General features: G+C 58.9%; 18 protein-coding genes and 1 tRNA gene. All 19 read right to left on the bottom strand.

Annotation, left to right across the window (positions count from 1 at the left end; all coding sequences use genetic code 11):
- Positions 1-2 precede the first annotated feature (2 nt).
- Positions 3-1,256, bottom strand: coding sequence for a glycosyltransferase (locus AC3RCG_RS08365; protein ID WP_175444759.1), 1,254 nt, complete (start codon positions 1,254-1,256; stop codon positions 3-5).
- Positions 1,257-1,401: 145 nt separating this feature from the next.
- Entirely contained in the window at positions 1,402-3,696 is a 2,295-nt protein-coding gene (locus AC3RCG_RS08360; RefSeq protein WP_227742126.1) for a heparinase II/III domain-containing protein, read from the bottom strand.
- Positions 3,697-3,817: 121 nt separating this feature from the next.
- Positions 3,818-4,756, bottom strand: coding sequence for a glycosyltransferase family 2 protein (locus AC3RCG_RS08355; RefSeq protein WP_070312098.1), 939 nt, complete (start codon positions 4,754-4,756; stop codon positions 3,818-3,820).
- Entirely contained in the window at positions 4,756-6,189 is a 1,434-nt protein-coding gene (locus tag AC3RCG_RS08350) for an O-antigen ligase family protein (RefSeq protein WP_070224581.1), read from the bottom strand. Before AC3RCG_RS08350 ends, AC3RCG_RS08355 begins: the two co-directional genes overlap by 1 nt.
- A 10-nt stretch (positions 6,190-6,199) precedes the next feature.
- A complete protein-coding gene (locus tag AC3RCG_RS08345; protein WP_070224582.1) occupies positions 6,200-7,708 on the bottom strand; it encodes a lipopolysaccharide biosynthesis protein in 1,509 nt (502 codons plus the stop codon).
- Between the two features lie 111 nt (positions 7,709-7,819).
- On the bottom strand, positions 7,820-8,515 hold the full coding sequence (gene epsI / locus AC3RCG_RS08340) for an exosortase-associated protein EpsI, B-type (protein ID WP_083287667.1): 696 nt from the start codon (positions 8,513-8,515) through the stop codon (positions 7,820-7,822).
- Positions 8,512-9,417, bottom strand: a complete 906-nt coding sequence (gene xrtB, locus AC3RCG_RS08335) for an exosortase B (RefSeq protein ID WP_070224584.1) — start codon at positions 9,415-9,417, stop codon at positions 8,512-8,514. Before xrtB ends, epsI begins: the two co-directional genes overlap by 4 nt.
- Positions 9,418-10,293, bottom strand: a complete 876-nt coding sequence (gene epsG, locus AC3RCG_RS08330) for a chain length determinant protein tyrosine kinase EpsG (protein ID WP_070224585.1) — start codon at positions 10,291-10,293, stop codon at positions 9,418-9,420. It lies immediately after the preceding gene.
- Positions 10,294-10,308: 15 nt separating this feature from the next.
- The gene (gene epsF, locus AC3RCG_RS08325) at positions 10,309-11,724 is read right to left on the bottom strand and encodes a chain length determinant protein EpsF (protein ID WP_070224586.1); all 1,416 of its coding nucleotides are present in this window, start codon (positions 11,722-11,724) and stop codon (positions 10,309-10,311) included.
- Positions 11,725-11,786: 62 nt separating this feature from the next.
- On the bottom strand, positions 11,787-12,575 hold the full coding sequence (gene epsE, locus AC3RCG_RS08320) for a polysaccharide export protein EpsE (RefSeq protein WP_409026962.1): 789 nt from the start codon (positions 12,573-12,575) through the stop codon (positions 11,787-11,789).
- Positions 12,576-12,622: 47 nt separating this feature from the next.
- Positions 12,623-13,612: an EpsD family peptidyl-prolyl cis-trans isomerase gene (locus AC3RCG_RS08315; RefSeq protein ID WP_409026963.1), complete on the bottom strand. Its 990-nt coding sequence runs from the start codon at positions 13,610-13,612 to the stop codon at positions 12,623-12,625.
- Positions 13,613-14,284: 672 nt separating this feature from the next.
- Positions 14,285-15,667: an undecaprenyl-phosphate glucose phosphotransferase gene (locus AC3RCG_RS08310; RefSeq protein WP_070224588.1), complete on the bottom strand. Its 1,383-nt coding sequence runs from the start codon at positions 15,665-15,667 to the stop codon at positions 14,285-14,287.
- 8 nt (positions 15,668-15,675) lie between these two features.
- Complete coding sequence (epsL, locus tag AC3RCG_RS08305; protein WP_227742125.1) at positions 15,676-16,869, bottom strand: XrtB/PEP-CTERM-associated polysaccharide biosynthesis outer membrane protein EpsL; 1,194 nt, start codon at positions 16,867-16,869, stop codon at positions 15,676-15,678.
- Positions 16,870-16,972: 103 nt separating this feature from the next.
- Positions 16,973-17,662 carry a CAAX prenyl protease-related protein gene (locus tag AC3RCG_RS08300; protein WP_240453558.1) on the bottom strand — a complete coding sequence of 230 codons (690 nt, stop codon included), beginning with the start codon at positions 17,660-17,662 and terminating at the stop codon, positions 16,973-16,975.
- A gap of 151 nt (positions 17,663-17,813) precedes the next feature.
- Positions 17,814-19,706 (bottom strand): ATP-binding cassette domain-containing protein, encoded by a 1,893-nt coding sequence (locus AC3RCG_RS08295; protein ID WP_492403621.1) that lies wholly within the window; start codon positions 19,704-19,706, stop codon positions 17,814-17,816.
- 160 nt (positions 19,707-19,866) lie between these two features.
- Positions 19,867-19,941 (bottom strand) — tRNA-Arg (locus AC3RCG_RS08290).
- Between the two features lie 96 nt (positions 19,942-20,037).
- Positions 20,038-21,060, bottom strand: coding sequence for an SGNH/GDSL hydrolase family protein (locus tag AC3RCG_RS08285; protein ID WP_139143016.1), 1,023 nt, complete (start codon positions 21,058-21,060; stop codon positions 20,038-20,040).
- A gap of 6 nt (positions 21,061-21,066) precedes the next feature.
- Positions 21,067-22,539 (bottom strand): MBOAT family O-acyltransferase, encoded by a 1,473-nt coding sequence (locus AC3RCG_RS08280; RefSeq protein WP_070312093.1) that lies wholly within the window; start codon positions 22,537-22,539, stop codon positions 21,067-21,069.
- A 172-nt stretch (positions 22,540-22,711) separates the two neighbouring features.
- Positions 22,712-23,458, bottom strand: coding sequence for a PEP_CTERM-anchored TLD domain-containing protein (locus AC3RCG_RS08275; RefSeq protein ID WP_256267281.1), 747 nt, complete (start codon positions 23,456-23,458; stop codon positions 22,712-22,714).
- Positions 23,459-23,552: the final 94 nt, after the last annotated feature.

The raw sequence follows: 23,552 nt of genomic DNA, 5'->3' as shown, positions 1-23,552 counted from the left end.
CGCTAGCGGCGCACCAGGCGCCGGTACTGTGCGGCAACGGCCGACGCGATCACGCGATAGCTGCGCGTCGCCTCGATATACCCCGGGCCGCTGGCCGCGCGGGCACGCGCCGCTGCCGGATCGGCCAGGATGTCGAGTAGTCCCTGCGCCATCGCCGGCGTCGAACTGTCGACCAGCCAGCCAGCGCCACTCTCCTTGAGAACGCGTACCTGATCGGGGTTGTCGTTGGCCACCACCGGCATTCCCAGCGCCATGTATTCCAGCAACTTGGTGGGCGAACAGGTGTCATGGATCAAGCCACGGGGAAAATAGGATACGGCGGCATCGGCGCTGGCCAGCAAGGCCCAGGCTTGCCGCGATGGCAGCCAGCCGGTAATGCGCACGGCGGCGCCCAAGCCGGAAGCGTCCACCTGTGCCTGCAGCGCAGCCGTTTCCGCTGGCGAACCGGCGCTGCCGATCAGTAGCAGGCGCGCATCAGGATAGGTGCCGCGCACGCTGGCCAGCGCCTCGATCATGCGTCCGATCTGGCGACTGGGATCAAGCGTCCCAAGATAGGCGATCAACGGTCCATGCTGCCACCCTTGCGGACGCTCCGCCTGCACAGGCGCAGCGGCCAGCACCTGCGTGTCGACGCCCATGGGTACCGCGCTCAGGCGCGATTTCGGGATGCCCTTCTCCAGCATCATCTCCAGCATCGCCCCGCTTTGCACGAAGACGTGTTGCGCCCTTGGTAACACGACGCGGTACAGCAGACACTCCTCCAACAAACCTTTAAGTAATATCAAGCGATTGCGCAAGCCGCCATGCGCCGCCAATTGTGCCCGCGCCCTGGCAATGCGCGCCTCGCACATGAGGAAGGAAACCCAGAAGACAAAGGGAATGCCCTTGAGGCGGGCAATGACGAGCGCCAGCAAGCCGATCGACACCATGTCGCGCACCTGGATGACGTCGCAGGTCGCGCGGTTGACCTTGAGCAAGGCACTCAGGCAGGTGAGTAAAAAAGCCCCTTCCCTCCGCAGCCGCCCGCCCTGCGCGCTACTTGTCCTGACGCGCGCGAATCGGGTTCCTTCGCTGCGGTCCGGCAATACGCCAAGCACGGGCTTGCCAACCAGCTCGCATTCGATGCCGTGGCGCGGCAGGTAGTCGCCAAACAAGGTAGTGACGTCCACGCGGAACGTAGGCAAGGCTTCGGGAACCAATTGCAAGAGACGCAGCGTCGAAGCATTGTCCTGGGCTGCAGCTACCGGTGTACTCATCAAGTGAACCTCTTCATAACATAAATGCATTTATTGCAATAATACCATGATTAACTGATTTTCCTGCTTGCATCGCTATGAACAGGGCATAAAAAAAGCCGCCTGCCTTGAAGGCAAGCGGCTTACTGGACATGCCGGCAGGTAATCAGTTGGCGATGGTGATTTTCTGCGTGCCGACTGTCAATTGCCTGCCGGTTGCCGTTGCAGTGATACTTACGGGCAAGTTCTTGCACCCAACGTCGAGCAGGACGAGGAATTCGCCGCTGCTGGCACTGGTCGTGCGTACCAAGGCGCCGTGCTCTTCGTAGCTACCCGCCTTTGGTGGCGGCCCTGTTCGTTTCTCATAGCGCACCCCCGGATCGGCTATCGGCTTGATGCACACGGAGCGGCCCTGGTTGACGATGGAAATATTGCCGCTGCCATCTACCAAGATTGGTGCTGCCGCATGAAAATTCCATTCGAAGCTGCGCTGGACAGGCGCAGCCAGCTTGTCGCGCACGACGATGGCATCACTGTCGCGCAAGTACCACAATTGCCGTACCGCCAGGCTTAACGCACCGCCATAAGCGGGGGTCGCATTGCCTTCCACGTAGTCCACCGACGGTGTCGTGGAAAAGGCCGTAATGGCGCCGTTGCGCACCAGGGTTTCGCGGTAGCCATCCACCATTTGACCGACGCCGCCATCGAAAGTAATCGTGTTAGCCGACTTCGACTGGCGATACCATGTCGTGTGCATGGGCGAACCGAACCAGTCATACCAGCCCGTCTCGATCAGCAGGGGAACATTGGCGCTCGTCAGCACGAAGGAATTTTGATTGCCATGGCTATGCGAGAACGAACCATAGGGCGTAGATTTGAAATACACGGAAGTGCGTTTCAAATCAGCAAGATTGCTGTGCATCGCGCTCCAGCCGATGCTGGGAAAAAGGGCGCCATTGGCCGGCGGCCGCGGCGTTTCCGTCACGGTCGATACAGGCATAGGATACGGCGCCTGCAGCAAGGTCAGCATGTCCTCGTTCACAGTGATATTCTTGACGTACCAGGCTGCTTCCGGCGTGGCAAAGCGCGATACATAGGCCTTCAGCAAACGGTACACCGGCTCAATCTCCTGCGCATCGCCGAACATATGTGTCTTGGCGCCGGGCGGAACAAATTCCATGAAGAAACGAGCCAGCCCTGCGGACCACGGCTTGGCAAACAAATCGATGCCGCTGGCCTGCAGCAAGGGCTGCCATATCTGCAAGGCGTTATCCGCGCTGAACTCCGCGTAGGCCGTACCTTCCGAAAAACCGCCCTCCGGGCCGCTCCATACCATCAAGGAACCCGAGAAGTAGCGTACGGAAAAGTCGAACCACGTGGTCGCTTCGGGGATTTCGCCCAGCACCAGCGCGGAAATACCGGCAAGAAAACCGATATTGGTAGCCGTGAAGGCATCGTAAGGTTTCTGTTCGATACCACCATTGTTGCTCAGCAGCTCTTGGTAGATAACGGCCGTACGCGTCTTGACCATCGCCATCCAGACAGCACGCCGGGTCGCGTCGAGGTTGGAACCGAGGCTGTCAAGCGCCTTGCTCAACGCCAGGGCAATAGAGCGGCTGCCCTGCGCCTGATTGACATAGCTGGTCGGCCCATTGGGATTGAGCGCCGTCAGGGCATCCCCCCGCCGCAAGGCCTCAGTCAGAAAGCGTTGCTCGCCCGTCAGGCGGAACATCAGCGCGGCGGCCTCGAGCTGGCGGCTGTTCAAGACGATCGAAGTACGTACCGACGTCATCTGCGCCGCATAGGCAGCAGTCATGACGCTGCTGGCAACCAGGGGCCAGTTGGCGTCGGACGGCAGCGCGACATTGGTCGTTTGCAGGACAACTTCATTGCTCATCCCCTGCAAGGCCGGGCCCCGTTCTGCCTTCATGGCAGCGGTCCAGGCGCTCGCTACCGGCAAGCTGGCAGGCAAACCGCGCGGACGCGGACGTTTCAGGATATTGGCGCGCAAGACATCATTGGCCGGCAAAATGAATTGCTTGGAACTGCCACCGATCTCGAAGGCGCGGTCATCCGACCATGCCGAGCTGACGGTGGGGCGCACGCGCCAGGTATAGCTGCCGACAGGAAGCGGCTCGCTGGGCAAATACCAGTTGCGGCTGCTCGTATAGGTGCGCACCACGGTGGTGCCGATGCGGATCTCGAGCGTATAGGAAGTGGTAGTCGCCGAGTAGGGCGCCCACGTAAATGTCGGCGGGTTCTGCGCCTGCAGCTGGCGGTTCGTCGGCATCGCCTTCACGACCAGTGCATCCGCCGACTGGGCCCAGTCGGCACGCGCATAATGACTATAAGGGAACAGCAGCCAGGCTGCGCTGCATAGCAAGGTACGTTTAGCGGCTTTCATGCTTATAGCCTCCATGAGATAGGATGACATCTTTTCTGGGGCAGCTTCATTTTGCATAATCGCCTTCCCTCAAGACGGAGCGGCGCGCCTCGAGCAAAAGGACTCGTGAATTGCAAGTCCTCAACACTGCATGGGCGCAATGTCCATTATACCGAAAGTACTTTCGGTTACTATGACTTTAGTTGCTCTGCTTCAATTCGCGCCACAATTCCCACCGTTTTAGCAAAGAAGCGTTGCCAGCGGTACACATGACGAAAGTCACCAGCCAGCGCATCGACATGCCGCCGCGCAATGCCTTGCATAATTCCACCAAGGCATCGCCACGGCGCCCATCCTGCAAAGCATAGCGCGCCACCTTGATGCGCGCATCGGCGACGATGCTCAAGGCGCCCGGGCGCGATGGGTCGCCGGCAGGCAAGCTCAGGGCGCGCTGCTCCAACCGAAAAAATACCTGTGGCAAGGTGCGCAAGTCATGCACGGCACACAGGCTGCCAGCCACATCCGTGCGATATGCTACAAGTCTGGCAGGCGTGAAGACCAGCTGCAGGCGCTCGGCCAGGCGGAACCATAAATCCTGGTCCTCGCCAAACTGATCGCCTTCGGGAAAACATTGAGACATGGACATTAAATGGCGGCGCGGCACGGCAATCGAGTTAGTGCAATAGAACACTCCGTGGGCTGCCCGGTAGGCATAGAAATTCTTAATCGGCTCAAACCGCGCATCGGCAACCTGGTCGAGCAGGCCATCGGATGGATCGTTCATGCATAAAAATGATGTAGAAAAAAAACTGTTTTCCGGATACTTTTGGTACATGGAAACAATTGCCAATAAAAAATCTGCAGCATACCAATCATCGGCGTCGAGGAAGCAAACCAGCTCTCCTCGCGAGGCCGCGATACCCACGTTGCGCGCGCGTGACACGCCTCCATTCGCTTGTCGGATCAAGCGTATGCGCGGATCGTCCATCGCTTCCACGAGAGCGGCGCCGCCATCGCTCGAGCCATCGTCGACGACCACAATTTCAAAATCCTGGTGGCTTTGCGACATCACAGAGGCGATCGCCGAGACGATATATTGTTCCTTGTTATATAGTGGGATAATGACGGAGCACAACATCAAGACAAACTCCCTTCCATCATATTGCGCCGTGCCAAGGCTTTCTCACGCCGCTGCTGTGCAGCCGGTACATAGTAGCGGACGAGCACCGCCAGCTGCAGCATATGAATCGGCAAATCAGGGCTCATGCTGGCTAGCGACAGAGGCACTTCACTGATCGACTTGCAAATGAGCAGGATAAACAGCGCCAGCGACAGCCCCTGGCTGGCCCGGACGGTATTGGCGACGAAATAAGCGATCACCAGCGTGTAGAAAAGCAGGCCAAACGCCCCGACGCTGCCGGCGCTCGACAGGCTCTGGAAGAACTGGCTGTGAGCATGGGTGGCGAACGGCATGCCGATGCTGTTGCGGAAAGCCTCATCGAAGATATTCAGTCCGTAGCCAAACACAGGATTCTTGCGCCACTCTTCGACGGCGATCTGCCAGATCTGATCGCGCCCCATAAAGGTCATCAGTTCGGCGCCGTCGCGGGTCGTGAAGAAGCGCGCAATCTTGTCGCCGCCGCCGCCAAACATGAAAATCAAGCATAGCAGGGCGCCGCCAAACATCATCATCAGTATTAATAATACTGGTAGATGGGGGCGCCGGAAATCCTGAATGCGGGCGTTGATTTCATCGCGGCGGCTATACCAGGCCAGCACCACCACCGACAGGATAAAGGCGATCCAGCTAGTCTTCGACTGCGTCAGCAGCAGGCTGATGCCGCCCAGCATCCAGCCACCGCGCATCAGCCAGACATTTTTGAAAGGCCGATACCAAAGGCACAGCATGAACAGCACACACAATGGCCCCAGGCTGTTGGCGTGGCTGGTCAGCCCAGCATAGCGCAGCTTCAGGCCTGGTACCAGACCGTGGTAGTTCGTGCTCATTACCAGACCGTGCTTCCATACGATGCAAGCGGCACTGGCGACAAGCAACGCCAGCAGGGCATTGCGCAGCACAACCGTCATGGCGTCCACGTCGGCCTTGGTATTGGCCATCAGGGCCGCCTGGCAAGCCAGCAGCGCATACAGGAATTCATGGGAAAAATATGGATACATGCCGAACAGGGCGGGGGTCAATGTATTGCTCGCGTAAAAAATCCAGAAGCCAAACAGCAGCATGCCGGGCATGCGTTTGTGCTCGCTTCCAGAGTTCAGCACGTAGCGCAATATGCGCTCGCCACATGAGAAGATCAGAAATACCGAACTCAGGCGGCCCAGCCAAGAAACGATGGAACTCTTGTTGACGACAATGGCCAGCACATCATCTGGAAAAGCCAGGTCGCGGCCCGACAAGAAAATGGTCAAGGCATAGGTCAGGAAAATCGGGTACGCAATATATTGCATCAACCCCAATTCCCGCTTGTGTCCCCAGTGGGCACTCAAAGCCATGCCCGCCACGACCAGGATTGCGGCGATCAACACCACCAAGCCGCCAATAAATTCAATCATATCAATCTCATCATACTGAACATTTACTACGAAGATAAACACCGACCCGTGCCGGCACCGGCGGACTGAAGCGTCCAAGCAGGTCGACGATACGCCGTCCCAGCAATTGTGGCTGAAGCAAACCGGCCAGTAAACACAGACCGCCGCCACCTAGAGAGCCAAACAACAAGGCAGGCAGCGGCCCGTGGCCGATGGCATGCCCCAGCAGTGAGCCGCCATGGGCGCCGGCCGCCGCCAGCAGCATCAGCACGACGGAGCGCCAGACGCTGGGCCACAAGTCGATTATGCCCAAATGCAAGCGCAGGCATGCCGTCATGCCGATCACCAGCGCGCGCGCCAGCAAGGTACCTGACGCGATGGCGGCCACCACCACTACACCCAGGCCGGAAAACTGCCAGAGTGCGATACCCGCCAGCACGATCAGCGGCATCTGCAGCAGCGCTTCCAGGTGCTTGCCGCCCGTATTCCACAAGATGGGCGTCGACATGCCCCACGTGACGTAGGCGGGCATGCCCAGCGCCAACACCGTCAGCACGCGGCTCGATTCGCGCCAGGCATCGCCGTACAGGGTGGCGATCAGGTCGCCGGCGAGGCAGGCCAACACCACGAAGACGGGACCGATGACGATCCAGGTGGCCGCGATGACGGACAGGTACGCCTGCCGCAAGCCGGCCACGTCGTCCTGCAAGCGCGCACCGGCCGCCAGGAAGGCTGGCTGCAGGGCGCTGAGGAACAGCGAATTGGGCGTGTTAGCCAGGTTGTAACCCACCGCATATACCCCGACCGCGTGGGCATTGAGGATGCGCCCCAGGAAAACCCGATCGAGGTTGTTCAAGAACCAGTTGCTCAGGTTGGTAATGAATACTGTACTGCCCGTATGCGTCGAGCGGCGCGCACCCGCGTACCACAGCAATGGACGCAGCGTATGGGGATTGCGGCAATATGTCAGGATCAGCAAGCTCAGCGCCTGTACCAGCCAGGCACTGACCAGGGTCCAGACACCAGCGCCCATCAGTGCCAGCGGAATGCCCACACACAGGTAGCCCAGCGCATAACTGAGGATCTGCGCGATATTGAGCCAGCGGAAATTGAGCTGGCGCCGCAGCAGGTTGCTGCTGGGCGCCGTCATCGCGCTGAGCAGGCACGTCAGGCTCAGCCAGCAAACGATGGACACCAGCCGTGGCTCCTTGAAGTAGGCGGCGATCCACGGCGCCAGCAGGTACAGGCCCAGCATGGCCGCCGCGCCGGACAAGCATTGCCACGTGAAGGCGAAACGGATGTCGTCGTCATGCAATTGCTGGTTTTGCACCAGGCCCCAGGCAAAGCCGAAATCGGCAAGGAAGGTACTCAGTGTCATGACCAGCAAGCCCATGGCGAACAGGCCGTAGATTTCCGGCCCCAGCAGGCGCGCCAGCACGATCTGCACGCCCATCTGCAGCACGAAGCGCGTCACCGTGCCGAGCGCGGCCCATTTGACGGCGCTTACCGCGCGTGTCTTGACGTCAGCGCTGGCAGACATGGCGCGACGCAGGACAGGAGGAGGCGCACTGGCGCTGCAACGTAAGGTTAATGGCAATTCCTATCGACAAAAATATCGGGGCTACGGCCAGGCAGCGCCGGCGCGCTCCGCTTAACCATGGAAGTTGCCGATGATGCGCGCACGGTCCTGCGCCTTCATGCCCGACAACATGGCGCGCACAAAGCCTTCCTGTATTGCGTAGGCGGCGCCCGTATCGCTGTCGATGCTCGACACGCGCACCAGCATGGCATCGGGAATCGCCCCGCTCAAGCCATAGCGCAATTCCTGCATGCGCTGATCCAGGCCCGGCGTGAGCGCCTTGTCGCCGACGGTAATCCAGTAGGTGATCGGTTCCTGGCGCGGGCCATTCGTCGCATACAGATGTTTCACCGGCAAGGTCCCGTAATCGGTGCGCAGCTCGCTGCGGCCCGACTTCTGCACCTCGAAGCCCTGTGCGCCATAGCAGACTTCCGGCAAGTGCACGGCCATATTACTGCTCTGGTCGCCACCATAGGCGATCGACAGCATGACGCGGTTTCCTTGCGGATCGACATACGTGCGCGACAAGGTCTGATTGTATATCTTGTCCAGACGCGCCTGGGTTTCCGGATCGACTTGCAGCGGAATGATGGTGGTGTCGATGGTCCAGCCGCCAAAGGCCACGGGGATGATATCCGCGAGCTGGAACTGCCTCTTGCTGTCGGCGATCTTGACGCTGGGCGTCAAGTGCTTGGCCAGCCCGGCCGACGCCACCATCAGGATGCCGGCCAGCACACTGACCTTGACGGAATTGATCATCGATTTCATGCCTGGCTCCCCGACACTCTACGCTCACGCAATTTAACGATCCATTGCAGCAGGGTATCGGCAGAAAGGATCAGGATCAGCGCCGTAATGAACAGCACCATGCCGGCGAAACCGTGCAGGAAGCCCTGCCCCGCGGCATCGCCGAAATAATAGGTAATCAGGGTCAGCACGATGACGCGCACGACGTTGGCCGAGAACGAGATCGGGATGATCAGGATAGCCAGTGCGATATTGCGCAGTGCCGACGTGTGGCGCACGACATTCAGGTAAAACAGGCCCAGCGCCTCCAGCGACAGCAAGGTCTGCAGGCCGGCGCACGCGTCCGCCACCATCAGCTGGTACTGGCCGATCTGCAGGATCACGCCCGTGCGGGCGATCGGATAGCCGGCAAAAAACAGCAGGTGCTCGACCACGTACGACACGGCCATCTTCATCGGCATCGTCAGCATGATGACGATCTGGGCCGGCAAGGGCACCATGAACAGCATGAAGAAGAACGGGAACCACAATATTTTCAAGGCACGCAAGCCCCGCTTCAGCAACAATACGGCTGCCAGCATCCAGATGAAGGAGCCGATTTCAAAGGCGATGATATGTTGCGAACGGCCCAGCACGTACAGCACCAGGGCGATGGCCAGCACCACCCAGCCCAGCGCGCTGGGTTCGCTGCCACGGGTTTTTTCCAGCATGTCGGGCCAGTTGCGCCAGATCAGCCACAGCGACAAAAACAGGATGATGGGACCGTGCGCCTGCTCTTCCGTCGCCCAGATGCCGCCAAACAGGCCGGCAAAGGACGGAATGTACATGGCCAGCAGTCCGACGGCCAACGGCAGCCATTCTGGCAAGTATTCCTTGCATTGCTGCAAGTTCAGGCCCGACCACCGCTTGGCTTGGGTATTCATTTAGAAATCCACCATCACGGAACCGACCACCTTGGCACCGCTCTGCACGATCTGCTCGGCCATGGCGTTGATGTCGCTCAACAGGGATTGATTCTTGCGCGCCACGATCAGCACGCCACCGGCACGGGCCGCAATGGCCATCGCGTCGGAACCGAGCGCATACGCGGCCACGTCATAGATGACGATGTCGAACAGCGACTCGAGTTCCGTGTTCAGGTTGGCAAACGAGCTACGGCTGAGCAGCTCTTGCGGATTCGGCGGCAGTGTACCGGATCCCAGCACGGACAGATCGACGAACGATTCGACCTTGGTGATGGCGTCGAGCTGAGCGCGGCCAGCGAGTATGTCGGACAAGCCCTGGCGCGTCTGAACATCGAAAATTTCATGCTGGCGCGGATTGCGCAAGTTGGCGTCGACCAGCAGGGTGCGTTCACCCAGCTGCGAAAACACGACAGCCAGGTTGGCCGCAAACAGGCTGGCGCCGTCGCCGGACGCACCGCCCAGCACCACCAGCGCCTTGTGCCCACGGGCAAACCAGCGCAGCATGACCTGGCTGCGGATCGCGCGCAGCGTTTCCACTTGCGGGCTGAACGGTTCATAAGCAGCCACCAGCAGCTCCGAATACTTGCCCTCGCCTTTTTGCAGGTAGGGATAATCGAACTGGCGTGCCAGCACTTGCTGGATGTCGGCCTCCGTGATCAGGCCCAGGCGCAGGGCCGCTTCGCCGAAGCGGATGCCGAGTTCCTTTTGCATGCGCAGCACGCGCTCGGCGTTCTCGGGCGTGATCTTGCCCGACTCGAGCAGCAGACCGCCAATACTGGAGTCGCCGGTACGTGGCACGGTGTTCATCGAAATGGGGAGCGCGGCTTGGTTCATCGTCATATCCATGTTTTAACGTAAGCGCAGGCGGCGCGGCAGAATGCCGTTCAACACACCTTTTTTGCGCGGCGACTTGCGGGCATTCCAGTCGATGGCGCCGAAGACGGGAATCTGCAGCGTTTCTTGCAAGTCGGCTTCCGAACGCACGCGGCGGTACAGCATCTCGATCACGATGGCCAGTCCCACGCCCAGCAAGGTGCCGAGGAAAATCGACAGCAAGGTATTGAGCAGCACGCGTGGACCGGCAGGATCGATCGGCGGCACAGCCGGATTGAGCACGGAAATATCCGACTGCTCCGCCTGGCCTTCGATACGCGTTTGCGACAGGCGCTGCGACGTCACGTCAAAGGCGCGCTGGGCGCTCTCGACATCTTTCATCAATACGCCCATCTCATCGCGAGTACGGTTCAATTCCAGCACCTTGGCTTTTTGCGCCTGCAGGGCGGCGCGCACTGCCGCTTCGCGCTGCTGCAGGATCTGCGCATTGTTGCCAACGCTGCTGGAGGTATTGGCCAGCTGTTCACGCAGGTCGGCGCGCAGCTTGTCGACTTCCGCCTTGGCGCTCTCGTATTGCGGGTGGTTGCGGCCCAGGCGCTGGGCGATTTCAGCCAGCTTGCCTTCGGCGTTACCCAGGCCAATCTTCAAGTTCTGGATCAGCGGATTGGACGACACGTCGGGCGAGGCCATGCCATTGCTGCCCTGCGCCATGCGCTGGCGCGACGACGCTTCCATCGTCTGCCCTTGCGCCATGACCAATTGCGCCGACAAGTCATTCAGTCGGTTCGATTCGACATCGAGACGGTTGTCGACGCTGACGATGCCATTGTCCTGCTGGTATTTGGAGAGCTTGCTTTGTGCCACTTCCAGGTTATCGCGCAGCAACTTGGTCTGTTCGCTGAAATACGTCGAGACGCGGCGCATCGGATCGACCTTCAGCTGGATGCTGGTCTTCTGGTACTCGTCCGCAAAGGCATTTGCCACGGCGGCAACGAACTGCGGGTCGCTGCCCTTGAAGCTGATGTCGACCACGCTGCTTTCGCGCGATGGCACGATTTCCACTTTTTTCAGCAGCAGATCGGCCAGCCAGTCGCGCACGGTGCCGCCCTTGCCTTCGGTCGCCTCATTGAATTGCGCAATCACGGCCGGGCTTTCCGCCAGTTTCAAATGGTCGACGACGCGCAAGGCAACGTTCTTGCTGCTGATGATGTCGATTTGCGTCGCCATGAAACCAGGCAACAACTGGCCCGGCATGGCTAGGCCCGTCAGCGGGTCGACCCCTTTGTAGTTCAAGAGCAACGAACTTGTCGCCTTGTATGTTTTAGGCAAGAGCAAACTGACCGACAGCGTGCCGAGAACAGTGACCAGCAGCGTGACCAAGATCAACTTCTTGTGCGCACGCAGGATCAGTAGGAGCTGTGACAAATTCATGGGAAAACCTCAACACAGAATGAAAAACATCCGGCTTGCGCCGGAAAGATACGGACACAGGCTTAAAACAGGCTTTCCTGCACGTACACCATATCGTCAACTTGCAGCAGGTCATCATGCTTGGCGTTGATGATTTCCAGCTTGCCAGCCTCGTCGCGGCGCTTGATGCGAATGCCGCGCTCGGTGCCGCGCTGCGTCAGGCCACCGCCGACGGACAAAGCCTGCAGCACCGTCATCGATCGCTCGAGGCGGAAGGCGCCCGGACGCTGGACTTCGCCGTAGATATAGAAGCGCGGCGCGCGCTCGACAAAGATCACGTCGTTGCCAGCCACGTCCAGGTCGCGGTTCAGGTCAGCCGAGCGCACCATCTCGACGATATCGACGATTTCGCGCGTCGTCTTGCCGTTACGCTTGCGAATCAGGTTGACGGCATCTCCGCCGTCCTGGCTGACGCCGCCAGCCATGGCCAGCATGTCCATCAGGCTGCGCTTGCCTTCAATCGGATAGCGCCCGGGACGGTTGACCTGGCCGAGCACCGACACTTGCTGGCTTTGCAGCTGCGTCACGATGATGTTGACCTGTGCCTTGCGCAGGAAGCCGCCGCTTTCCAGCAAGCCGCCCAGTTTTTTTTCCGCTGCCGAGACCGACAAACCGCCCAGGGCCACATTGCCGACCAGGGGGAAGGTGATTTCACCCGCCTCGCTGACGCGCGTTTCGAGCGCCAGGTCGGGATTGCCATAGACGGAAATTTTCAATACGTCGCCGGCGCCCAGCTGTACATCGGCAGCACCGGCAAAGCCTGCGCTCAGGGCCAACAGGGTGGCCATGCACCACATCAAAAGTCGTTTCATGATTCGCTTATTCCATTGATAGAGTTACTTACCTAAAATGCTGCGACTTACTTCAAGCCAGCAACGCCACGATCATTTGCTTCCGAGGAACTCTTCGCCGGTGCTGCCTGGGCCGCCGAAGCAGGTGCAGGTACCGGAGCCGCGGCGCTGGCCGCTGCCGATGCGGCGGCCGGGGGGCCGTCCTTGCCCAGGTATTCGATCTTGGCGGCGGCACGCAGACGCTTCAGTTCGGCATCGGCGGCATCCTTGTTTTTCTTGTTGAATAAAAATTGTTCGATCTGCGGCGCAGCCTGTGCCAGGGTCGCGGGATTGTCGCGGATATCGGCCAGGGAAATGAGCAAGGTGCGGTCCCCTTCGCGGATAATGAACAACTGGCCCTTCGGCATCGACAGCAATTTCGCGCTCAGCTCGGGCGCCAGGTCGGCGCTGGTGCGCGACAACTGTGTACGGGCGAACTTGACCTTATGCGCCTCGAGCCAGGCAGCCACGTCGTCGAGCGTCTTGGCACTATCCATGGCCGCCTTCAACTGGTCGTTCATGTCCGCGCTGGCAATCACCAGTTCGCGCATGTCGAATTGCTTGCGCTCGCTGAAAAATTGCGGGTTCTTCTGGAAGTACTCTTCCACTTCCTGCTTGGTGGGGCGGGCGATCGTACCGATGCGCTTTTGCATATAGGCTTGCGCGACGATCAGCGCCTTGGCGCGTTCGATCGCTTGCACCACCTTGGGATCGCGGTCCGTCTTGTCCTTGGCCGCCTCGTTCTGCAGCAACTGGCGGTCGATCAGCGATTCGAGCAACTGTTTGCTCGCCGCTTCCTGCTGCGGCGCCTGAACATTGGCGCGCTGCATCTCTTCATTGAGCTGCAGGACGGTGATTTCTTCCCCATTTACACTCGCCAGCGCCTGGCCGGGCTTTTTTTCTTTATTGCCACAAGCAGACAATCCTGCGACGGCCAGCACAACCAGGCCTGCGCACAGCAGACGGGAAGGCATGGCGGACGTGCTCGAAGACACACGGGCGATTTGCACTTGGTTCAAAATGACTCCTTCAGTTCAGGTAAGGAAATCCGCTGATAATTTTGTGAACGTGATGATAACTCACTTAGCAACAAAACATTGTCAAAAAAAGCAGATTTCGATTGAAATTATGGGCTTGCGACCACATGATTGTCAATATTATAAATATGATACACAGTGTACTAGCTTACTAGGGAAATATTTGCTTAAAAAACTATTAAAAGATCTTAAAAACAACTGTTTCATCAGAAACACAAGCCTTGCAATAGCGATGCCTCAATAAATAATTTCCACAGGAAAATATTTATTGCGTAGCGAGGGGCACTTGCACTACGCCGCACAATAATCGGAGGCGGGCAAACATGGGAAAGCGGCAGGAATGGGGCCGGTGCCTTGAGGTCTGCCGCTGTTCAACAGCAGACCGACGCCATGCTGGCAGGGCGAGGTTCCAGCGGGCATGGCGCGCATGCCATGGTCGACTAGCTGGCCCGCCGTCAGGCAGGCGGAGCATGTCACCGTGCACATCATGTCGCCGTGCTTGCCTCATAGGGTCGTCTGGCTCATCGAATCACTGTTCGGCCGGCTCCAGGAACCGGCTATTGGACATCTCGCATGATTGCGCCATTTTAACGCGTATTAAATCTCTGCAAAAAATATTCAAGTCCGGTGTGGCGGCCCGCCATCAATGCGCGCTCAATGCGCATTGTCGCGCTTCAGCACCACCTTGACGGTGCGCAAAATGATCCATAAGTCCAACCACAGCGACCAGTTGCGCAGGTAGTCAAGGTCGAAATGGATGCGCGCCTCCATCTTGTCGAGCGTCTCCGTCTCCCCGCGCAAGCCATTCACCTGGGCCCAACCGGTAATGCCCGGCTTGACCTTGTGGCGCAGCATATAGCCCTTGATCAGCTTGCGATACTGCTCATTGTGCGCCACGGCGTGCGGACGCGGCCCGACAATGCTCATGCGTCCCTGCAGCACGTTAATGAACTGCGGCAACTCATCGAGTGAACTGCGGCGCAAGAAGCTGCCCACGCGCGTCACGCGCTGGTCGTTCTTGGTGGCCTGCACTACCTTGTCGCCATCCTCGCTGACCGTCATCGAACGGAATTTATAGACGATGATTTCCTCGCCATACAGGCCGTAGCGGCGCTGGCGGAAGATCACGGGGCCTTTCGATGTTACCTTGACTGCAATGGCGATGACCAACATCACTGGTAACAGCATGATCTGGATCAGCAAGCCCAGCACGATGTCACTGCCACGCTTGACCATGCTGTTAAAACCGGTAAACGGCGACTCGCGGATGGCGATCACCGGCATGCCGCCCACATTGTCGAAACGCGCCTGCATCAGGTCGAAGATATAAATATCCGGCAAGAAGTACACGGACGCCGTCGTATCCTGCAGTTCATCGAGCATTTTACGGATGCGCGGCTGCGCCGAAATGGGCTGACTGATGAATATCATCTTGATATTGTGTTCGCGCACATAGGCGGCGATATCGGCCATCTTGCCCAGCATGGGCTCACGCATTTTCTCGGGCCAGCGGTCATCGGTACGGTCGTCAAAAAAGCCCCGTACGCTCATGAACAGATTCGGATTGCGCTCGACGGTGGCGGCAAATTTCAGGCTGGCATCATTGGCGCCAATGATGACGACGGAGCGCACTTCGCTGTCGCGCCCGGGATCGGCCACCATGCGCCGCGCAGCCAGATGGCTGAGCAGCAATATGAATGGCGTCAGCAGAAACCAGGCCAGCACCAGTTCGCGGTCGAAATGAAACGCCAGTCCTGTCGCCGAACCCAGGAATACCAGAATCAGGGCTGTGATGCCCCAGCTGACAAAAATATCGCGGGTATAGGCCAGCATCCGACCGCTGCGCCAGGTACGATAGGGATCGACATACTGGAATACGGATGATGAAATAAAGAACGCAAGGATCATCAATACCAGCGAATAGCCAGTAAAGGGGGAACCTGACAAGGCGGACAACAGATACAGCGTACCCATGATAATCAATGGGTCGAGTATGCGCTGAAAGAACGAAATCAAGGGTATATCATTAACCGTCATAGTGCTCTTCAGAACTGGACACTGGCGCTGAACGACACGCCTTTGGCGCGGAAACTGCCAGTATTAATAATAGGTGCGCCCTTGCGCGTGTCGCGGAAGGCGTTCAGACCCAGCTGGATATTCGGCTGCGGAGCATAGGTTAGTCCCAGAGATTCGGTATGCGAGGTGTCGCTGACATCGACGGGCAATACGAGGCCGCTGGCGGCCGAAAAGTCGCGCTTCTCGCGGCGCAGTTGCGCATCCATGCGAACCTTGGACGTGATATCCCAGGCGGCGGCAACACTGGCGCCATTATTCAGGCTGCTCGAAATCAGCGCATTTTCCACTACTCCATACTCATGCCACAGGGAACCGGTGAAACGCACCTTGCCCAGCGGCGCCCAGTTCACCACGATGCGCCCGTTGGCGCCGCTCGAATTGCGCCCCGAATAAAAGGAATGGCTGCGGCGCACCCATCCACCCAAGAGTTGCACTTGGGTAATCGCACTGTAATTCCAATAAATATTCGCCTTGATCTCATCCTGGGTATAGCCATCGTCGACGCCGAACTGGCCGCCGTTGACGCGATTCGGATAGCTGCCATTGATATGCCGCAACTGCACGCCGACACGACTATTACTTGCAGGCAAATAATCAAGCCCCAGTTCCGTCGCTTTTTCTTCACGGTTGGACACGCGCTGCGACAGCAAGTCATACGAGTAGCGCTCACGGCTGTAAGCGCCACGCACGCGCCAGCTCGGATGGAAACGCCAGCCGCCATCGACGTACTCTCGCTGACGCGTACGCAAATTGCGTTCAGTGCTCTGGAAATCGCTGAACGGCGTCAGGGTTTGCGAATACAGGGCGCCCGCATGGCCATCGAGATGATTGCCTAGATGCCATTCAAGATCGGCCAGGAAATCCTTGCCGCTGTAGTTGAACTGGTCAAAATGCTGGAACGACACGCGCGACCACTTGGCCTGTCCCGTCAGCACCTGGCGCCCGATTGGCCGGTTGACGAGAAAACCCGCCTGTATCTGGCGCGACGTATCGGAACGGGGACCGTTATAGCCGGGAACATTGTCGTCGAGGCGCAACAGATTGTCGTCATAGGAATACGAGGTCGCCAGGAACGGGGAAATGGTATCGCTCCAGGCGGCCATTGCCGACGAGCTGGCCACACCTCCGACCACGAGCACGCAAGCGGCACGCAAGATAGACATGAGCGGCATGCCAGGCGGCAGACATGGGTGGCTACGGAGGCTTTTTGGCGGGGAATTCAACATGGGCATTGTCTTTGAAAGAGCAAACAGTTAGTTGGCAATATTACCAGTAAGTCCAGTGTCCACCGGAAACAATCCAGAGGCCCAGCACGCCATTCGTCACGCCATGCGCGAGGATCGGCGACCATAGGTTCTGGCTGCGCATGTACAGCAAGCTATAAGCAGCACCGGCAACGATACCGGCCAGCCACAAATTGTGTTCGAAGCCAAACAGTACCACGCTGACAACAAAGGCCTTTGCACTCGCCAGACGCGGGTTAAATTTCAGAAAGTCCGGGGCATCGATCCAGCGCAGCAGGAAGGAGCGCCAGAACAGCTCTTCCATCACAGGCACCACGAGCGCCGCGCCGGCGATGCGCAGCACCACCAGCGTCCACTCGATGCTGCCGTCATTGCGGGGATCGAAACCGTCGGCGCTGCCGATACTCATCCAGCCCGCATTCAAATTAATCCACAGCAAAAAAACAACAAGTCCGGCGGAGATGGCGACGGCAATAGCGCGCGCACCCAGCCCTGTCCAGACCAGTTCTGTATAGCTGCGGCGCCAGTACAACAACATGCCCAGCACGACGCCGATCTTGACGGCGTACAGCCAGCGCAAATCCTGCGCGGCAAAGCCGGCCCGGCCCAGCATGTCGGCGATGAAGATAAAGGAGAGGTAGGCCAGGAATGGCGCTACCCGGGGCAAGGCGGCGCGGTCAAACATGCCGATGCGCACCGGAGGTGGAACCACGCGCCGGACGCCGTGGTCCGGAGCGCGTGTTTTTGATAACAAACATGCATCCCCCGATGTAAAAAATATAATTATATAATTATATCAAGCAGAACCGTTGCCGTGGCAAGTAATCCTAACTTAAATTACAACAGGGTATGCAAGAAACTAATCAGGCATTGCTGCGCGCCTCGATCTGCTCCCACTTTTCCAGCGCTTCCAGCAGTTCGCCTTCGATCTCGGCCACGCGCGCATTCAGGCGCTTGCCTTCGGCCGGCGTCTTTTTGTAGAAGTCCGGATGCGACAGTTCGGCGGCCAGCACCGATTGCTCGTCTTCCAGCTTGGCGATCAGTTTCGGCAACTCTTCCAGTTCGCGCTGCTCCTTGTAGCTGAGCTTTTTCTGCTTGGCAACGGGTGCGGCAGCATCGACCTTCACGGCCGGCTTGCTGGCAGGCGCCGTGGCGATCGGCAAGGTGCGCACGCGCTCCCAGTCCGTGTAGCCGCCGACGAATTCGCGCCACTTGCCCTCGCCTTCGGCGACGATCACCTGCGTGACCACGTTGTCGAGGAAGGTACGGTCATGGCTGACGAGGAAGACGGTGCCGGTGTATTCTTCCAGCAACTCTTCCAGCAATTCCAGGGTATCGATATCCAAGTCATTGGTCGGCTCATCGAGCACCAGCACGTTGGCCGGCTTGGCGAACAGGCGCGCCAGCAGCAAACGGTTGCGCTCGCCACCGGACAGCGACTTGACGGGCGAACGGGCACGTTCCGGCGCGAACAGGAAGTCGTTCAGGTACGTCATCACGTGACGGCGCTGGCCATTGATCTCGACCCAGTCGCTGCCAGGCGCGATGGTCTCCATCAGGTTCGCCTCTTCGTTCAGCTGCGTGCGCATCTGGTCGAAATACGCGACCTGCAGCTTGGTGCCCAGGCGGATGGTGCCCGTGTCCGACTGCTCTTCACCCAGAATCATTTTCAGCAAGGTGGTCTTGCCGGCGCCGTTGGCGCCGATCAGGCCAACCTTGTCGCCGCGCAAGATGGTGGCGCTGAAATCCTTGACGATGACCTTGTCGCCGTAGATCTTCGAAACGTTTTCCAGGTCCGCCACGATCTTGCCCGAGCGTTCGCCGGCCGACACGTCCAGTTTCACTTGGCCCTGCTGTTCGCGGCGCGCATTGCGCGTCAGGCGCAGCGCTTCCAGGCGGCGCACGCGGCCTTCGTCGCGCACGCGGCGCGCCTTGACGCCCTTGCGTATCCACACTTCTTCTTGCGCCAGGAACTTGTCGAACTTGGCGTTTTCCACTTCCTCGATTTCCAGCTGCTCCGCCTTGCGCGTCTGGTAAGCCGTGAAGTTGCCCGGATACGACAGCAAACGGCCGCGGTCGAGTTCGATGATGCGCGTGGCAACGTTGTCGAGGAAGGAGCGGTCATGGGTGATGAACAGCACGCTGCCTTTGAAGTCGCGCAACAAGCCTTCCAGCCACAGGATGGAACTGAAGTCCAGATGGTTGGTCGGCTCATCGAGCAGCAGCACGTCCGGTGCCGACACCAGCGCGCGCGCCAGCGCCACGCGCTTCTGCATCCCGCCCGACAGGGTTTTCATCAGCATGTCGCCCGTCAGGTTCAAGCGGTCGAGCACGGTTTCCACCTTGTTCGGCAAGCTCCACGCATCGGCCGCATCGAGTTTGACCTGGATGTCGTGCATGCGTTCCATCAGTTCGTCGTCATTTCCCTGGCCGAACTGGCCCGTCAGCGCATCGTATTCCTTCAGCCATGCCTGCGATTCGCCCATGCCGGAAGCGACGGCGTCGAAGACAGACATGTCCGGGTCAAATTGCGGCTCCTGCTCCACGTACGCGATCTTGATGCCTTGCTGCATCACCAACAGGCCATCATCGAGCTTGAACTTGCCCGAAATGACTTTCAATAAGGAGGATTTGCCTGTCCCGTTGCGGCCGATCAAGCCGACCCGTTCCGAGGTTTCCAGTGAAAATTCCGCGTGATCGAGCAGCGCGACGTGACCGAACGCAAGTTGCGCCGATGAAAGAGAAATGACAGCCATAATGAGTAAAGGTGTACGGGCGCCGCCTCGCGCGCACCGCGTGGTGCGCCAAACAGCTGCCGATTGGATGAATGAAGCACGCATTGTACCGACAACTCGGCACCACCAGTACATTGCAGCCAGCATGAACTCAGGCCACCGGCGCGCGTTGCGTGGAATGTGGTGTCGCCAGCAGGAATCGAACCTGCATTTAAGTCTTAGGAGGACCTTGTACTATCCATTGTACGATGGCGACACGCGCAGCGGCATTATACAGGGTGGCGCGCACCGTGGACATAGCGGACGCTGGTACGCAACGGAAAATCCGGCTGGCGTGGCGCGCGGCTCCCGGCTATGGCTGCCCGGCCGGCAACAGCAAGGGCATGACATGCTGCGCCGCCAAGCCATGCGCCACCTTGTTCCAGTGGCCATCCATCGGCAGAAAATCGAGCCGCTCGGCATGCTCGCGCCAATGCTCCTCGAACACGGGCTGCATGTCGACCACGACGTGGCCATGCTGCCTCGCCTGCGCCATGAAAACTTGGCGGTCATCGCCGTGCCACGACGGTTTGCCCTTCTTCGGCTCATACAAGGTGTTGCGCTCCCCATCGACCACAAAGACCATTTGCCTGTCGGCGGCGCCGGGAAGCGCCTTGATCTGCGCGAAATAGTAGGCCAGCATCTGGTCGCGCGCCGCCGCCCCGGTATCGTCGGCCACTGGCGCGTGAGCTGCGCGTCGCAGCGACGATATCCAGTCCGGCAGCTTCAGGTTGTAATAGGTATAGCGCACAAGGGCCGAGTGCGCCAGCCAGCGCTTGAGCTTTGATTCGACATAGTCGACATGGACCGTCCGCACACCATCAGGGCCGGCCACGAACTGGTTGTGGCTGCGTGGTGCGGGCAACAGCAGGTTGTTCAGATTTCCCGAATCGATCAGAACGACCACGTTGCGTGGATGCAGGCGCGGCGCATAATGGCGCAGCATCTCGAGCGTATCGGCCAAGCCGTTGCCCGAACTGGCGGCCGACACCACGGCCCCGCCCAGCATGCGGTCCAGCTCCCCCTGCAGGGTGTCGGGGTAGTCGAGCATCAGGCTTTCGACAAAGCTGTCGCCCAGCACCAGCACGGCGGGATCCGGCTTGAACTCGGCGGAATTGGCAAAACCCTGCCCGTTGGTGACACCGCGGCGCGCGTTCGACAATGCCCAGCCATGCGAATACACATACTCCTGCCGGGGCAAGTAACGGCTGAGCGGCATGCTTGCACTGCTTTGCGCGAGGCGCAAGCCGGACGACACCGGCAGGCACTGCAACACAGCCTCGAGCACCAGCGCCATCAGCAGCACACCGATTCCTATCGTAATGGATGAACGCATGATGATTTAAAAGTTAAAATACAGAAATTCGGATACGCCACGGGTCTCGCTGATCGACAGCAAGAACAGGCACAACAACAGCAAGGCACCCAGCAACAAGTTGCCGCGCCCGCCTTCCAGACGGTTTTCCTGCTCCAGACGCAAGCCACGGCCCAGCAGGTCATAGGCATTCGGCAAAAAGAAAGCGATAACGGCGCAGGCGCCCAGCCACCACAGGCAACTGCCAAGCTCCATGATGCGGTTCATGCCCAACACGGTCTCGCGCATGGCTGGCGTCAGAGTGCCACCCCACATCGCATGCAGCACTTCCAGCGCCACACCCACCGAATTGGCGCGGAAGAAGACCCAGGCCACAACCACGGCCAGGAAGGTGGCGCAGGCGCCGCCCAGGCGCAGCGCCCAGTTGCTACGCCCGCCCAGCATGTGCCGCAAGGCATGGTTAATGATCAGATAAATACCGTGCAACATGCCCCACAGCAAGAACGTCCAATTGGCGCCGTGCCACAGTCCACCCAGCAGCATCGTCAGCAACAGATTGCGGTAGCGCAAGAACGCGCTCTTGCGATTGCCGCCCAGCGGAATGTACAGGTAGTCGCGCAGAAAATTGGACAGGGTGATATGCCAGCGGCGCCAGAAATCGATGATGGACGCCGCCTTGTATGGCGAGTTGAAATTGATGGGCAAGACGATGCCGAACATATAAGACAAGCCATAGGCCATGTCGGAATACGCCGAGAAATCGAAATACAACTGGAAAGTATAGGCCAGGGCTCCGGCCCAGGCTTCGAGCATGCTCAGGTGCTGATGATGCAGGTCAAAGACGGGCCCTACGAAGCGGGCCACGCCATCGGCCAGGACGACCTTCTTGAACAGGCCGATGGTAAAGAAACTCAAGCCCACCACCAGCCGCCCGCGATGCGGAACGTGCCGGGCCGGTTCCGAGAACTGCGGCATCATCTCCTTGTGATGCAGAATGGGGCCGGCAATCAGGTGGGGGAAGTACGTAACGAACAAGCCGTAGCTTTCAGGTTGATAGTCCTTGACCTTGCCGGCATGGCAATCGACTAGATAGGCGATTTGCGTGAAGGTGAAGAAGGAAATACCGATGGGCAAAGTAATCCCGATGGGCTCTATGGGCGCCCCCGTGAGCGCGGCAATATTGCTCAACAGGAAGTCAAAGTACTTGAAAAAGACGAGCAGGGACAGATTAAAGACGAGTCCGCCGATCAGCCACAGCTTTGCCCGGCGCAGGCGGCCCTGTCCATGGTGCAGCGAAATGGCGCGCCCGACGGCAAAGTTGGTGCAGATCGACAAGGCCAGCAAGGGCAGGAAGGCGATATCCCAGTAACAATAGAATGCAACCGATGCCAGCAATAGAAAGATGATGGACAGGCGCAGCGAATAGCGTGACAGGACAAAGTAGCCCAGCAGTGCCAGCGGAAGGAAAATGAGGAAAAATGAAAAGGTATTAAATAACACTACAAAATCCCAAGCGTGGGTGGTTGCTCATACGACAACATCAAGCCTCGGCGACTGCCGATGAGCTAATGGCCATCAATCATTTTTCCGGCAACGAGGGCGCGGCAGGCGACATGGCGCACCGCTCCTGCGGCACGCGCAAGCGTATCCGATATCGGCGCGACTGCAGCATTCAGCTGCGGGCGCGCAAGCTTGTCCGCTGCTGACGCAAATGCATGCCAGCGAGCAAGATCAGCCCCGCCAGCAGCACGCCATAAGTGGTAGGCTCCGGCACCGCACTGATGGTAAACACCTGTATCGCGCCGTACGTAATGTTCGGTACCGTAAAACTGGAACCATCGATCAGGCTGATCCCGCTCGCCGGGTGTCCACGGTAATTGTAGGTGTAAAGGGAAGAATAGCCGCCGTGCGTCAAGTCCTGCGGTACATACAGATCATGGCCGACACCAAAGGTGGGACCATAATTTTCCTGATTGTAGGTCTGATCCTTGCCGATGCCATCGCCGCTGAAATACTGCTTCAATTGCGGCAGCATGAAACCCGCTGTCAGATTAAACAGGAAGCCTGTGCGCTGGCTATCTTCCATGGTCACATGCATGCCGTCGGTCGAACTCCAGCTTTGCGGGTTATAGCCACCGACGAGCCAGGTTTGCCCCGAGGCATTGGTCGCTTCCATGACGGAAAACGTGCGCCCCTTGCCATCGGAGGCCTTGTGAAAATCCAGCGAGGTGTCGCCCGCCGCCTTGCTGTAGATATTCGTCAGCGCCAGGCGGCCTTCGCCAAGCCAGCTTTCCAGTTGCGTTTGATAGCCGGGAGAGAGTAGCGACGTGCCGGTTCCGGCCTGCGCGCCCAGGCAAACACCCATACCGGCCACGGCCAGCACCACACTTCTTACCGCCTTAAAATTATTGTGCATCATCTGCCTCGACTGTCAGTATTTGAAGCCGGCGTATTTTCCGGTTGCCAAATATAACATAGCAGATATTGTTTTTATATTTCTTATTTTAGCGCAA

It is taken from the genome of Janthinobacterium sp. GW823-FHT01H08 (assembly GCF_058797855.1).
Note: the sequence above shows the minus strand (reverse complement) of the source record. Positions and strands in the feature narration are given on the sequence as shown.